The sequence below is a fragment of the Alphaproteobacteria bacterium genome (assembly GCA_030740435.1).
Classification (GTDB): Bacteria; Pseudomonadota; Alphaproteobacteria; order UBA2966; family UBA2966.
In genome coordinates this window covers 1-14,365 of sequence record JASLXG010000176.1, presented here as the reverse complement: position 1 = coordinate 14,365, position 14,365 = coordinate 1, and the positions used below count along the sequence as shown (strand labels likewise).

Annotated in this window: 10 protein-coding genes; 6 read left to right on the top strand and 4 right to left on the bottom strand. The window is 66.1% G+C overall.

What is annotated here, in order from left to right:
- The coding region (locus tag QGG75_17175) for a class I SAM-dependent methyltransferase (protein ID MDP6068963.1) at positions 1 to 493 on the bottom strand (493 nt) is incomplete at its 3' end.
- A 63-nt stretch (positions 494 to 556) separates the two neighbouring features.
- Positions 557 to 1,486, bottom strand: a complete 930-nt coding sequence (locus QGG75_17170; protein MDP6068962.1) for a metallophosphoesterase family protein — start codon at positions 1,484 to 1,486, stop codon at positions 557 to 559.
- A gap of 369 nt (positions 1,487 to 1,855) precedes the next feature.
- Here QGG75_17170 and QGG75_17165 point away from each other — a divergent pair, with 369 nt between their 5' ends.
- The 6 genes from QGG75_17165 to QGG75_17140 are packed head-to-tail and all read left to right on the top strand — an operon-like array spanning position 1,856 to position 10,849.
- Positions 1,856 to 2,281, top strand: coding sequence for a MerR family DNA-binding transcriptional regulator (locus QGG75_17165; protein ID MDP6068961.1), 426 nt, complete (start codon positions 1,856 to 1,858; stop codon positions 2,279 to 2,281).
- A gap of 53 nt (positions 2,282 to 2,334) precedes the next feature.
- Positions 2,335 to 4,353 carry an NADPH-dependent 2,4-dienoyl-CoA reductase gene (locus tag QGG75_17160; GenBank protein MDP6068960.1) on the top strand — a complete coding sequence of 673 codons (2,019 nt, stop codon included), beginning with the start codon at positions 2,335 to 2,337 and terminating at the stop codon, positions 4,351 to 4,353.
- A gap of 35 nt (positions 4,354 to 4,388) precedes the next feature.
- A complete protein-coding gene (locus QGG75_17155; protein MDP6068959.1) occupies positions 4,389 to 5,525 on the top strand; it encodes a thiolase family protein in 1,137 nt (378 codons plus the stop codon).
- A 23-nt stretch (positions 5,526 to 5,548) separates the two neighbouring features.
- The gene (locus QGG75_17150; GenBank protein ID MDP6068958.1) at positions 5,549 to 7,885 is read left to right on the top strand and encodes a 3-hydroxyacyl-CoA dehydrogenase NAD-binding domain-containing protein; all 2,337 of its coding nucleotides are present in this window, start codon (positions 5,549 to 5,551) and stop codon (positions 7,883 to 7,885) included.
- A 13-nt stretch (positions 7,886 to 7,898) separates the two neighbouring features.
- On the top strand, positions 7,899 to 9,701 hold the full coding sequence (locus QGG75_17145) for an acyl-CoA dehydrogenase C-terminal domain-containing protein (protein ID MDP6068957.1): 1,803 nt from the start codon (positions 7,899 to 7,901) through the stop codon (positions 9,699 to 9,701).
- 8 nt (positions 9,702 to 9,709) lie between these two features.
- Positions 9,710 to 10,849 carry an acyl-CoA dehydrogenase family protein gene (locus tag QGG75_17140; protein ID MDP6068956.1) on the top strand — a complete coding sequence of 380 codons (1,140 nt, stop codon included), beginning with the start codon at positions 9,710 to 9,712 and terminating at the stop codon, positions 10,847 to 10,849.
- Here QGG75_17140 and QGG75_17135 read toward each other — a convergent pair.
- Together QGG75_17135 and QGG75_17130 are read right to left on the bottom strand one after the other, a co-directional pair.
- Positions 10,846 to 12,816, bottom strand: a complete 1,971-nt coding sequence (locus tag QGG75_17135) for a response regulator (protein MDP6068955.1) — start codon at positions 12,814 to 12,816, stop codon at positions 10,846 to 10,848. The two genes, QGG75_17140 and QGG75_17135, sit on opposite strands and share 4 nt — an antisense overlap.
- 534 nt (positions 12,817 to 13,350) lie before the next feature.
- On the bottom strand, positions 13,351 to 14,365 hold a 1,015-nt coding region (locus QGG75_17130), incomplete at its 5' end, for a hypothetical protein (protein ID MDP6068954.1).

The window sequence follows — 14,365 nt, the reverse complement described above, 5'->3', positions numbered from 1 at the left end:
TCAGCATCTCGCCGCCGGGCGCGAGCAGGCCCAGCGCCGCGTCGAAAAAGGCGAGATGATGGCCGTCGGCGAAGGCGTATTGCAAAACGCTGTAGCAAATAATGACGTCAACGCCGCCGACCGCGGCAGTCAGGGCTGCGGCCGTGTCGGGAAAGCGACCCGCCACCTTGGTGACGAATTCGTGGTCGGGAAGATGGGCCAGCATCTCGTCCGAATCGGCCAGCAGCAAATGATGGCTCCTTTGGCGGCAAAGTTCGATCAGCATGGCCGGCAGGTCGGAACAGCCCGGACCGATATCGAGGACCGTGCGGCCAGGCTCCTCCAGCCTTGGCAGTTTGGCCCGAAGGTCGGCGAAAATAGCCTCTTCATGGCCTTCACGGTATGAATCGGGAAAGCCGATCCGGCCGTACTTGCTCAGGCCCGGATCGCCCGCCAGGCGGCGAAAGCTCTCAAAGGTGAGATCGGCGAAGGGGTTCTCGGCTCGAGAGTTCATGTTGGTCTTCCGCTGCCGGCGCCGCCGACAATAGCAGATGCCGAAGGTCTCGGCACGGCAGGATCAGGCGTTGGCGGGTCGCCGCAACTCCAGCAGCGCCACCTCGCCCCGACAGTTGAATCGCAGCGGCAACGAGGCGGTGCCGACGCCGCGGCTGGTGTAGCCGGTCATGGCGCCCTGGCGCCAGAGGTCGGATGCAAAGCGCCGCCCACAGTCCTGGCGGCTGATGATGACGCGGCCGCCGGGCAGGCAAATCTGGCCGCCATGGGTGTGGCCACAGAGATAGAGCCGGAAGCCGGCGGCGGCGGCCTCTGGGGCGAGGTCGGCCGAGTGCACCAGCGCCAGGCCGAACCCGGGCGCGGCCCGGCCGAACGCCCCGGCGGCGGCCGGGGTATAGTACCTGTTCACGTCGTCGGTTCCGCAGATGCTGAGACAGCTCTCGCCGACGGCAATGCTTCGCGTTTCGTTGAGCAGCACACGCACACCGAGAGCCTCCAACGATTCCACCAGCTCGGCCCGGTCGTGGTTGCCAAGCACGGCGATGACACCGTGGCGCGACGAGATGGCGCCCAGCAACTTTTCCAGGGCTGGCAGAACGCTCCCGAGCGGACTCTGTGGGTCACCCAGAAAGTCGCCCGTAATGACGCAGAGGTCGGCCTCGACCGCGGCCACCAGCGACGTGGCAACGGCGGTTGCTTGGGGCAGGTAATCGACATGAAGGTCGCTGAGATGAAGAATCCTGAAGCCTTCGAGGTCGGCCGGCAGATCAGCGAATTCCAGGTCGAGCCGCGTCAGTCCGAGATCGAGGGCATTGCGCCGACCCCGACCGTAGAGGCCCAGCAGTCTGAACGGCAGCGCCACCGCCAGCAGCAAGCTCTGGAAGATGTGGACATGGAGCACCGACCGGCTGCGGCCGGGACTGTATTCCCGGGTACCGCCCTCCATGGCCAGGCGTTCGGCGCGCCAGCGCGCGCGCTGATCGAGGATATTCAAGTTCCGCTCCCGGCTTCCGTTGCACCAAGTCCGCTGCCGACATCCTCGCCTCACTCAAGCAGTTCTGTCCGCGCACCGTCGAGATCGCTGAAAATCGAAAGAAAAGCAGCGAAATTTCGGAACCGGCACCCTAGCAGAGTCTGTCGGACGTAGGCGCGATTCTGTTTTGCAATCGGATCATGGCCCGCGCGGCCCAGGCATCGAAGGTTTCCGAAGCGCCTTACGACAGGGCGGGAAAGGCCCCCCAAGACACCTTGACGTTAACGTAAACGTCAAGGTATACAGAAGGCCTCCGCCGAGGCGCTGTTCGGGTTGCCGCGAAGGTCCGGTCGACCAAGACGCCCGGTTCCAATCCGCGGGGGATAGGCAGTGGAAAAAACCGAAAAAACATACACCATCGGTGAATTGGCCCAGGAGTTCGAAACCACGCCGCGGGCCATCCGCTTCTACGAGGAAAAGAAACTGATCAAGCCCCGGCGCAACGGCCAGGGCCGCCTCTACGGGCGCCGCGAACGGGCGCGCCTGTTGCTCATCATGCGCGGAAAAAGGCTCGGCTTCCGGCTCGACGACATCAAGGAGATGCTCGACCTCTACGATATCGGCGACGGCCAGGAGGCCCAGTTGCGCCTGCTTCACGTCAAATGCCTGGAGCGCATGGCCAGCCTGCGGAGCCAACGGCGCGACATCGACGAGGCGCTGGGCGAACTCGACGAAAGTTGTGCCATGATCATCCGCTATCTCGATGACAAAGGCTGCGACACCCGGGATCTCGAGAGCGCGCCGAACCAGGCCTGAGGCAGCGACCGCACCGTTCACCCCGACCACCCCGAGCACGAGAGCGAAACCCCATGTCGTCACCCTATCCCCATCTCTTGGCCCCCCTGGATCTCGGCAACACCCGCCTGAAGAACCGCGTCCTGATGGGCTCGATGCACACCGGCCTCGAGGAAACGCCCGGCGGCTTTCCCCGCATGGCCCGTTTTTTCGGCCTGCGCGCCCGCGGCGGCGCCGGCCTCATCGTGACCGGCGGCATCGCCCCCAACCTGGCTGGCTGCATCGTGCCCGGCGGCAACATGCTGATCGACGACGCCCAGATCGCCGATCACAAGCTGATCGCCGACGCCGTCCATGCCGAGGACGGCAAGATCCTCATGCAAATCCTCCACGTCGGCCGCTATGCCCACCACGAGGACGCCGTGGCGCCCTCGGAGATCCGCGCACCCATCAACGCCAACACGCCGCGCGCCATGACCACGGAAGACATCGAACAAACCTTCACCGACTTCGCCGATTGCGCCGCCCGGGCCCAACAAGCGGGCTACGACGGCGTCGAGATCATGGGCTCGGAAGGCTATCTCTTGAACCAGTTCGTGGTCAGCCGCACCAACAAGCGCCAAGACGAATGGGGCGGCCCCTTCGAGAGCCGCATCCGCTTCCCGCTCGAGGTGGTGCGCCGGGTGCGCGAGCGCGCCGGCCCCGATTTCATCATCATGTACCGCCTCAGCCTGATCGACCTGGTGGATGAGGGCTCGACCTGGGACGAGGTGGTGGCCCTGGCGCGTGAGATCGAGGCCGCCGGGGCGACCCTGATCAACACCGGCATCGGCTGGCACGAGGCCCGGGTGCCGACCATCGCCCACATGGTGCCCCGCGCCGGCTGGGCCTGGGTCACCGAGCGCCTGATGGGCGAGGTCGGAATCCCGCTGGTGACCTCGAACCGCATCAACACGCCCGAGGTCGGCGAACAGGTGCTGGCCCAAGGCCAGGCCGACATGGTGTCCATGGCCCGGCCATTTTTGGCCGATGCCGATTTCGTCAACAAGGCGGCCGAGGGCCGGGCCGACGAGATCAACACCTGTATCGGCTGCAACCAGGCCTGCCTCGACTTCATCTTCCAGCGCCGCATTTGCAGTTGCCTGGTCAACCCGCTGGCCTGCCACGAGACCGAGATCGAGGTGGCGCCGGCGGAGAGGCCCAAACGCCTGGCCGTGGTCGGCGCCGGGCCGGCCGGATGCAGCTATGCCGTTGCGGCTGCCGGGCGCGGCCATGATGTGACACTTTTCGAGGCGGGCGCGCGCATCGGCGGCCAGTTCAACATGGCCCTCAAGGTGCCGGGCAAGGCCGACTATGCCGAAACGCTGCGTTACTTCGAGCGCCAGTTGGCGCTGAGCCAAGTGACCCTCAAATTGGGCCATCGCGCCACGGCCGAGGACCTGACGGGCGGCGCTTTCGACGAGGTCGTGATCGCCACCGGGGTGACGCCACGCCTGCCCGACCTTCCCGGCATCGACCATCCGAAGGTGCTGAGCTACGTCGACGTGCTGCAAGACGCCCGCCCGGTGGGCCGGCGGGTGGCCATCATCGGGGCCGGCGGCATCGGCTTCGACGTGGCCGAGTTCCTGGTCCAGGAGAGCGAGCCAGAGCTTGCCGAATTCATGGCCGAATGGGGCGTCGACCAGGGCTATGGCGAGCGCGGCGGCCTGCTGGCCCAGCCGGCCCTGGCCACGCCGATACGCGAGATTACGCTTTTGCAGCGCAAGGCGGGCAAGCCCGGCGCCGGCTTGGGCAAGTCGACGGGCTGGATCCATCGCTCCGCCTTGCAGATGAAGAACGTCACCATGATTCCCGGCGCCACCTACCACGCCATCGACGATGATGGCCTGCACCTCACGGCCGGCGACGAGCGCCGCCTGCTCGAGGTCGACACCATCGTCGTCTGCGCCGGGCAGGAACCGCTCAGGGAACTTCAAGAGGCCGTTGAAGCGGCCGGTATCACGACCCATCTCATAGGTGGCGCCGACGAAGCTGCCGAGCTCGACGCCCGACGGGCCATCGAGCAGGGCTTCAAACTGGCCATCGTCGCCTGAGCGTCAGCGCCCACACCGGTTGGAGGAAATGAGCAATGAACAACGTGGTTATCGCGGGCTATGCCCGTTCGCCGTTCGCGCCTGCCAAGAAGGGCGAGCTGGCCAAGATGCGTCCCGACGAGCTGGCGGCCCAGGTCGTCAAGGCCCTGGTAGAGCGCTCGGGCATCAACCCGGGCGACATCGAGGACGTCATCATGGGCTGCGCCATGCCCGAGGGCGAACAGGGCTTCAACATCGCCCGCATGGTGGGCTTCCTGGCCAAACTGCCGGAGACGGCCGCCGGCACCACGGTCAACCGTTTTTGTGGCTCGTCAATGCAGTCGATCCACATGGCGGCCGGCGCCATCCGCATGAACGCCGGCCAGGCCTTCATCTGCGCCGGGGTCGAATCGATGACCCGCATTCCCATGGGCGGCTTCAATCCCTCGCCCCACCCCGGGCTTTACGGCGACTATCCCGAGGCCTACATCGGCATGGGCATCACGGCCGAGAACCTGGCCAAGAAGTACGAGCTCAGCCGTGCCGAACAGCAGGAGTTCGCCGTCTCCAGCCATCAAAAGGCGGCGGCAGCGCGTGAGGGCGGCAAGCTCAGCGACGAGATCATCACCATCGTCGACGGCAACAACCGCATCGAACAGGACGGCTGCATCCGGCCCGAGACCACCGTGGAAGGCCTCGATGGCCTCGATCCGGCCTTCGACCAGGCCGGCACGGTGACCGCCGGCACCTCCTCGCCGCTGACCGACGGCGCCGCCGCCGTGCTGGTCTGCGCCGAGGACTACGCCGACGCCCAGGGCCTGGAAAAACTCGCCCGCATCAAGTCCATCGCGGTTTCCGGCTGTGCCCCCGAGATCATGGGCATCGGCCCCGTGGGCGCCACGGAAAAAGCCCTGGAGCGCGCCGGCCTCGAGCTCGGAGAGATCGACGTCATCGAGCTCAACGAGGCCTTCGCCGCCCAGTCGCTGGCGGTGATCAAGGAAACCGGCATGGATCAGACGCGCATCAACCTCGATGGCGGCGCCATCGCGCTGGGCCATCCCCTGGGCGCCAGCGGCGCCCGCATCACCGGCAAGGCAGCGCAATTGATGAAGCGCGAGGGCAAGGGCCTGGCGCTGGCCACCCAGTGCATCGGCGGCGGCCAGGGCATCGCCACGCTGATGGAAGCCTGCTAGCGGCCGGCCCGGAGGATCAGATCATGACCGAGATCGCAAAAGTCGGCGTCCTCGGCGCCGGCGTCATGGGCGCGGCCATAGCCGCCCACGTCGCCAATGCCGGAGTGCCGGTGGTGCTGCTGGATATCGTGCCGGACGGCGCCGAGAACCGAAATACCGTGGCCGAAGGCGCCGTGGCGCGCCTGCTCAAGGACAACCCCGCGCCCTTCATGCACAAACGCAACGCCCGCCTCATCGAGTGCGGTAATTTCGATGACGACCTGGAAAAACTCGCCGATTGCGACTGGATCTGCGAAGCCGTGATCGAGAACCTGGAGATCAAGCACGATATCTACAAACGCGTTGACGCCGTGCGCGGCAAGGGCTCGATCGTCTCATCCAACACCTCGACGATTCCGCTCGCGGAACTCGTCCGCGGCCAATCGGACGAATTTTGCGCCGACTTCGCGGTCACGCACTTTTTCAATCCGCCGCGCTACATGCGGCTTTTGGAACTGGTCGGCGGTGCCGCCACGCGGCCCGAGGTGCTGGCGGCGCTCGAGAGTTTCTGCGACGTGCGCCTGGGCAAGGAAGTGGTGACGGCCAAGGACACGCCCGGCTTCATCGGCAACCGCATCGGCATCTACTGGAGCTCGACGGCCATGAGCCAGGCCATCGAACTGGGTCTCAGCATCGAAGAAGCCGATGCCATCGTGGGCCAGCCCATGGGCATCCCGCGCACCGGCATTTTCGGCCTTATCGATCTCACCGGTATCGACCTGGCCCCCCACGTCAACGAAAGCATGTTGCGCCTGCTGCCGGCCGACGACGCCTTCTGCCAGGAATTCGATGCCGAAGGAAAGCTGGCCACGACCATCGCCCGCATGATCGCCGAGGGCTACACCGGGCGCAAAGGCAAGGGCGGCTTCTATCGCCGCAGCAAAGTCGACGGCAAGCGCGTGAAAGAAGTCCTCGACTTCGAAAGCGGCGATTATCGCCCGGTTCGCAAAGCCAGGCTCGACAGTGCGCGGGCGGCCAAGAAGGGCCTGCGCGCCCTGGTCGAACACGAAGACCGCGGCGGCCAGTACGCCTGGCGGGTGCTCAGCCGGGTGCTCAGCTATGCCGCCTCGCTGGTGCCCGAGATCGCCGATTCGATCCGCCACGTCGATCTCGCTATGAAGACGGGCTATGCCTGGAAGTACGGCCCCTTCGAGCAGATCGACCAGCTCGGCGCCAAGTACCTCGCCGATCGCTTGCGGGCCGAGGGCCTGGAAGTGCCGGCGCTGCTGGACCAGGTCGGCGACGGGCCGCTCTACAAGGAAGAGGGCGGGAAGGCGCTGCAGTTCACGCCCTCGGGCGACTACGCCGAGATCGAAGTGCCGGACGATGCCTGGCGCTTGGCCGACAAGAAGCGCGGCCGCGAGCCCATCGCCGGCAACCGTGGCGCCAGCCTCTGGGACGTGGGCGATGGCGTCGCCTGCCTCGAGATCCACACCAAGATGAACGCCATCGACGCCGACGTGGTGGCCATGATCGGCCAGGCCGCGAGGCTCCACGAGCAAGGCTGGAAGGCCCTGATCGTGGGCAACGACGCCGACAATTTCTCCGTCGGCGCCAACGTCGGCCTGGCGCTGTTTGCCGCCAACGCGGCCATGTGGCCGATGCTGGAACAGGGCGTCAAGGCCGGCCAGGACGCCATGATGGCGCTCAAGTACTCAGCCCTGCCGGTGGTGGCGGCACCGGCCGGCATGGCGCTGGGCGGCGGCTGCGAGATCGTGCTGCATGCCGATGCCGTCGAGGCCCACGCCGAAAGCTACGTCGGCCTGGTCGAGGTCGGCGTCGGCATCATTCCCGCCTGGGGCGGCAGCAAGGAGCTGACCATGCGCGCCGCGCTGAACAAGAAACGCCCGGCCGGACCCATGCCGCCGGTGGCCCAGGCCTTCGAGACCATCTCGACGGCCCGTGTTGCGCGTTCGGCGGCCGAGGCCCGGGATTTGCTGTTCCTGCGCCCCGACGATGGCATCACGCCCAACCGCAACCGGGTGCTGGCCAACGCCAAGGCCCGGGCTTTGGCCCTGGTCGAGGGTTATCAGCCGCCCGAGCCGGCCGAGATCGTGCTGCCCGGCGCCCCGGGGCGGGCCGCCGTCGACCTGGTGGTCGAGGGTTTCGTGCTGCAGGGCAAAGCCACCGCCTATGACCGCGTGGTGGCCAGCGAGCTCGCCCACGTGGTCACCGGCGGCGACACCGACATCACCGAAAACGTCAGCGAGAAAGACCTGCTGGCGCTCGAGCGCAGCGCCTTTCTGGCGTTGATCCGCAACGGCAAAACGCTGGCCCGCATCGAGCACATGCTCGAGACCGGCCGGCCGCTGCGCAACTGAGGGAGACCGGTCCATGCCCACCTATCAGGCCCCCTTGCGAGATTTCCGCTTCGTGCTGCACGAGTTACTGCAGGTCGGCAATTACCAGAACCTGCCGGCCTTCGCCGAGGCGCCCCCTGACATCATCGACGCCGTGCTCGAGGAGGGCGCCAAGGTTTGCGAAGAGCTCGTCTTTCCCCTCAACCAGTCGGGCGACGAGGAAGGCTGCCACTTCGAGGACGGCGAGGTGCGCACGCCCCAGGGCTTCAAGGAGGCCTATGAGCAATACCGCCAGGGCGGCTGGCTCGGGCTTTCCTCCGATCCCGAATACGGCGGCCAGGGACTGCCCCAGGTGCTGGCCACCGCCATGTCGGAGATGATGTGCTCGGCCAATCTTTCCTTTGAGATGTACTGCGGCCTAACCTCGGGGGCGGCGCTGGCCATCTACAGCCACGGCAGCGAGGAACAAAAGCAGCTCTACCTTCCGGCCATGTACGAGGGCCGCTGGACCGGCACCATGAACCTGACCGAGCCCCACTGCGGCACCGATCTCGGGCTCATGCGCACCAAGGCCGAGCCCCAGGCGGACGGCAGCTATCGTATCACCGGTACCAAGATCTTCATCTCCGCCGGCGAGCACGACCTGACGGAAAACATCATCCACCTGGTGCTGGCCCGGATCCCCGACGGGCCGCCCGGCATCAGGGGCGTCAGCCTGTTCATCGTGCCGAAATTTCTGCTCGCTGCCGACGGCTCGTTGGGCCAGCGCAATGGTGTGGCCTGCGGCTCCATCGAAAAGAAAATGGGCATCAAGGCTTCGTCGACTTGCGTCATGAACTTCGATGAAGCCGAGGGCTACTTGCTGGGCCAGCCCCATAAGGGCATGCGGGCCATGTTCACCATGATGAACGCGGCCCGCCTGGGCGTCGGCCTGCAGGGCCTGAGCCTGGCGGAAGTTTCCTACCAGAACGCCGTCACCTACGCCAACGACCGCCTGCAGGGGCGTTCGCTGGCCGGCACCCAGGAGCCGGACAAGGCCGCCGATCCCATCATCGTGCATCCCGACGTGCGCCGCATGCTGATGCAGATGAAGGCTTTCACCGAGGGCGCCCGGGCCTTTGGCCTCTGGGTCGGGCTCAATCTCGATTTCCTCGGCGGCCATCCCGACGCCGAGGTGCGCGAGGAAGCCGAGGCGCTCTTGGCCGTGGCCACGCCTGTCTTGAAGGCCTACTTCACCGATTCCGGCTTCGAGGCCACCAACACAGGCCTCCAGTGCTATGGCGGCCACGGCTACATCCGCGAATGGGGCATGGAGCAGTTCGTGCGCGACGCCCGCATCTCGCAGATCTATGAAGGCGCCAACGGCATCCAGGCGCTGGACCTGGTGGGCCGCAAGCTGCCGGCCCACATGGGCCGGAATTTGCGCGCCTTCTTCCACCCCGTCGACCGCTTCATCCAGGAAAACCTCGAAGACCCGGCCATCGGGCAACTGGTGGCGGCGCTGGCCAAGTCCTTCGGCCGGCTGCAAAGCGCCACCGCCTGGATTGCCGAAAAGGGCCTGGCCGACCCCGAACAGGCCGGCGCCGCGGCCACCGACTACGCCCGCTTGTTCGGCCTGGTGGGGCTCGGCTTCATGTGGGCCCAGATGGCCAAGGTGGCCAGGCAGGCCCTGGACGACGGCACGGACGAGACCGCCTTTTACGAGGCCAAGCTGGTGACGGCGCGCTTTTACATGGAGCGCGTGCTGCCCGAGACCTCTTCGCTGCTCTCCAAGCTGGCGGCCGGCAAGGAATCGCTGATGGCGCTCGACGCCGAAGCCTTCGCCCGCGTGCAGTGAGCAAGAAAATGCTGTTCGAACGTGAGCTGTTCGGCGAGGACCACGATATCTTTCGTGACTCGGTGCGAAAATTCATGGAGCGCGAAGTGGTGCCGCACCACGAGCGCTGGGAAAAAGAGGGCCAGGTCGACCGCGAGCTCTGGTCGAAGGCCGGCGAGGCCGGGCTCTTGTGCCCCAACCTGCCCGAGGAATACGGCGGCCCCGGCGCCGATTTCGTCTACAGCGCCATCGTCATCGAGGAACTGGCCTACGTCGGTGCCTCTGGGCCGGGATTCCCACTGCATTCCGACATCGTCGCACCCTACATTTTGCACTACGGCTCCGAGGACCTGAAACGGAAGTGGCTGCCCAAATTCGTCTCGGGCGAAGCCGTCGGCGCCATCGCCATGACCGAGCCCGGCACCGGCTCGGATTTGCAGGCCGTCAAGACCACGGCCCAAGCCGACGGCAACCACTTGGTGGTCAACGGCTCCAAGACCTTCATCACCAACGGCCAGCACGCCGACGTGGTCATCGTCGTGGCCAAGACCGATCCCGCGGCCGGCGCCAAGGGCACCAGCCTGGTGCTGGTCGAGACCGACCGCGAGGGATTTTCGCGGGGGCGCAACTTGGAAAAGATCGGCCTCAAGGCCCAGGACACCTCCGAGCTCTTCTTCGACGACGTGCGCGTGCCGGCCACCAACCTGCTGGGCCAAGACGGCGAGGGCTTCATCTACCTCATGCAGGAACTGCCCCAGGAACGCTTGCTGGTCGGCATAACGGCGGTGGCGGCCTGCGAAGCGGCCCTCAAGTGGACCATCGACTACACCAAGGAACGCCAGGCCTTCGGCAAGCCCATCGCCGAGTTCCAGAACAGCCGCTTCAAGCTGGCCGAAATGAAAACCGAAAGCCGCATCGCCCGGGTTTTCCTCGACGATTGCCTGCGAAAGCACTTGAACGGCGGCCTCGACGTCGAAACCGCCGCCATGGCCAAGTGGTGGTTGACCGATCTGCAATGCAAAATCATCGACCAGTGCCTGCAGCTTTTCGGCGGCTACGGCTACATGTGGGAATACCCCATCGCCCGGGCCTACGCCGACGCCCGCGTGCAGCGCATCTTCGCCGGCAGCAACGAGATCATGAAAGAGTTGATCGGGCGGGGGCTTTAGCCGCCGGCCCGGTGTTCGTCGAGCGCGGCCAGCGAACGGTCGGTCAGCTCGCCCACATCGCCGGCCATCTTCAGCGCCCGATCCTCGCCCGCCCGGCAGGCCGTCTCGATGTCGGCGCCGAGGTCGGATAGCTGCATCAGGCCGAGGTTGCCGGCGGTGCTCTTGAGGTCGTGGGCTTCGCGGCGCAGGTTGTCCATGTCGCTGCCTCCGGCGGCCTCGGCGATGCGCCCGACACGGGCCCGGATGTCGTCGACGAAGGTGACCACCAGATCGTTCAACTTGGCCGGCCCCAGGACCTCGCTCAGGCTGTCGATGACGCTGCCGTCGATCATTGCCTCGCCGCTTGGCGGCGGCGCGGCCATGGTCTCGCCGCCGGTTTCGCCCTGCTCGGACCAGAAGGCGACGATGGCGGCCAGCTTGCTGCGGTCGATGGGCTTGGAGATGTAATCGTTCATGCCCGCTTCCAGGCAGCGTTCGGCGTCGCCCTCCTGGACGCCGGCGGTCATGGCGACGATGGATACCCGGCTGACCGGGCCGTCCAGCGCGCGGATGCGCCGGGTCGCATCCAGGCCATCCAGCTCGGGCATCTGCACGTCCATGAAGACGATGTCGAAGGACTTCTCCGCCACCGCTGCCAGCGCTTCCAGGCCATTCGACGCCAGCGCCACGCGATGGCCCAACTTTTCCAGCAAGGCCAGCGCCAGCTTCTGGTTGACCACGTTGTCCTCGGCCACCAGCACATCGAGCCGGCGCTGGAGCTGCTCGGCCGCACTGTGGCGGGTGATCAGCGGCATCTCGGCGGCCGCTTCGGAGGAGGCCTCGGCGGCGGCCAGTTCGATCAGGGTGTGGTGCAACGTCGGCCGGTCGATGGGCTTCGAGAAATAGGCGGCGAAGCCGGCCTGCTTCATGCGCTGGGCATCGCCGCGGACGCCCGATGAGGTGACCAGGATGAGGTGGGCGCTGGCGGCCAGGCGGTCCTGCTTGACGGTCCGGGCGAAGGCTTCGGGCTCGATGTCGCCCGAGCCGGCGTCGACCAGCACGAAGTTGTAAGGCGCATCGTGCAGTGCCGCTTGGCGCATCGCCTCGAAGGCACCCTCGGCGGAGGTGGCGGTCTCCACCTCCAGGCCCCATTGGCTGAGTTGGCGGGAGAAATAGCGCCGGTCCGGTTCGTTGGCATCGATCAGCAGGATGCCGTGACTATCGATTGGCGCCGTGATGCCGGCCTCGTCGGCCGCCGTGGCCTGGCCAAAGCGGGCCGTGAACCAAAAACAGCTGCCCTCGCCGACAACGCTGTCGACGCCGATCTCGCCCGCCATCAGCGACGTCAGGCTGTGGCAGATGGCCAGGCCAAGGCCGGTGCCGCCGTATTTACGCGTGGTCGAGCTGTCGGCCTGGGTGAATTTGGTGAACAGGCTCCCGAGCGCCTCGTCGGGAATGCCGATGCCGGTGTCGCGAACCTCGAAACGCAGGCAGAGCGCCTCATCGTCCTGCTCGATGACGCTGACGCCGATGCTGACGGAGCCCTGTTCGGTAAACTTGATGGCATTGCCGATCAGGTTGAGCACGATCTGGCGCAAACGCGCCGGATCGCCTTTGACCTGGGGCGGTATGTCGTCGGCCGTCCGCCAGCCCAGCTCGAGGCCCTTGGCGTGGGCGCGCTGTTCCAGCAGCCTGACGGAGCCTTCGATCACCTTGCTCAGGTCGACGTCGATGTGCTCGAGCTCGAGCCGGCCGGCCTCGATCTTGGAGTAGTCGAGGATGTCGTTGATGATGGTCAGCAGCGACTCGCCCGATTCGACCACGATCTCGGCATAGGAGCGCTGCTCCTGATCGAGGTCGGTGTCCATCAGCAAGCCGGCCATGCCCAGGACGCCGTTCATCGGCGTGCGGATTTCATGGCTCATGGTGGCCAGGAATTCGGACTTGGCCCGGTCGGCGTATTCGGCCGTTTCCTTCCAGAACGGCATTGCTGACCGTAAACGGGTGCCGATGTATCTGCCTCGTCAGGTCAGCCAGCGAGCCAGTGATGCGGTCTGCCCCGATAGCCAAGACAATCAACAGGGCAGCCATCACGAGGAAGCCACCGGCCAGCAGGCGTCCCGTTGTTAGCTGAGGTGTCATCGGCGAGGCCCCCTTCGCCAGAGATCATCCTGCCGATCCCAGGAACGTAGCTATTGCATCATGGGACCTCAGGAATTGTAACCAGAATTTCGAAGATCGGATGTAGCTTCCATCCTGCTCAGTCGATCCTGAAATGGGACACTCGCCGTAGGTAGGCAGAGTCGGCTGCGGGTCAATCACGTCGTTCCGGCCCCACCCCCACCATGCTCGCTGTACCTCCACCAACGGACGCTTAGGCGGCGAAAGCGGAAATGCCGGTTAGGAGGTCGGCTTGCTGGGGCAAGACCCTCGGCTCCACCGTCCAAGCATCGGCTTCTCCCGCTACGCACCCGAGCCCGATTTCCGCCTCGAAGCGCCGAAAAAGAGGGTCCGGGACGCCTCTACTGCAGGCGTGAAAGCTCTGTGGTGAGGGCGCTGAGGCGGCCCAGCAGGGGCTCGAGCGGGAAGTTGAAGTTGGCGTCGATGGCGACCACGGCGTCGGCCTCGAGGCGGCCCGCCTCGAGGTCGTGGCTGGCCTTTTCCAAATCGCGCAAAGCCTCGTCGAGCAGGTCTTTATAGCGGCTGCCGAGGCGCATGAATTCGGCGAACTTGGCCTTCAAGCCCGGATCCGGGATGAGGGCCAGGCTGGCATTCGATTTCTTCTCCTGGCGGCGGGCCTGGACCACGGCGCGGCGGCCCACCAAGGTGCGTTTGCGCACGTCGACGGCCCAGTTGCGAACCAAAGCGGTGTTGTCGCCGCTTTTGAGTCCCTCGAACAGGCTGGCGCCGGCCTCGGTCATCATGGTCAGCGCCAGGGCCAGGAAATAGTCGGATTCCTGAAAATAGGGCAGGCCGACCAGTTCGCGCGCCGCCACGGCTTTCTGGCCGGCCCGGGTGAGGCGGCCATCGAGGACGTGGGCGGCATTTTGTGCGGCGCTGGGGCTGGCGTTATCCAAGGCCGCCCGGTGCAGGACCTCCGAGGTGGTGAGGTAATGGCGCACCTGGCGGTTCATCTTGCCGAGATGCGCCAGCACCACCGTCGAGGTGTTCTTCAGCACCGGGTTGCGCACCGCGGTCGGGATGGCGAGCGAAGGTGCCAGGGCGTCGTATTCCGCCAGATGGGCCCGCGCCTTGGCCAGCTCGTTGGCCTGCGTAGTGGTCGACGAGGTGGCTGCCAGATCGGCCCGGAAAAGGCTCTCGGCGGCCTTGTCCAAATGGTTCTGGGCTTTTTGCAGGCGCAGCGCGAGCGCTGTGTTGGCGGCCGATTCGGGCAGTGCCGGGCGCTTGCCGCTGGCTTGCTGGTACTTGCTGTGGAACTTCCGCGGCGCGGCCTGGCGGGGTTCCCGGTCCGACGTATCCTTGGCGGCCGGGGCGGCGGCCCTTCTGGGCGCTTGGCGCAGAATCGCCGTGATGTTG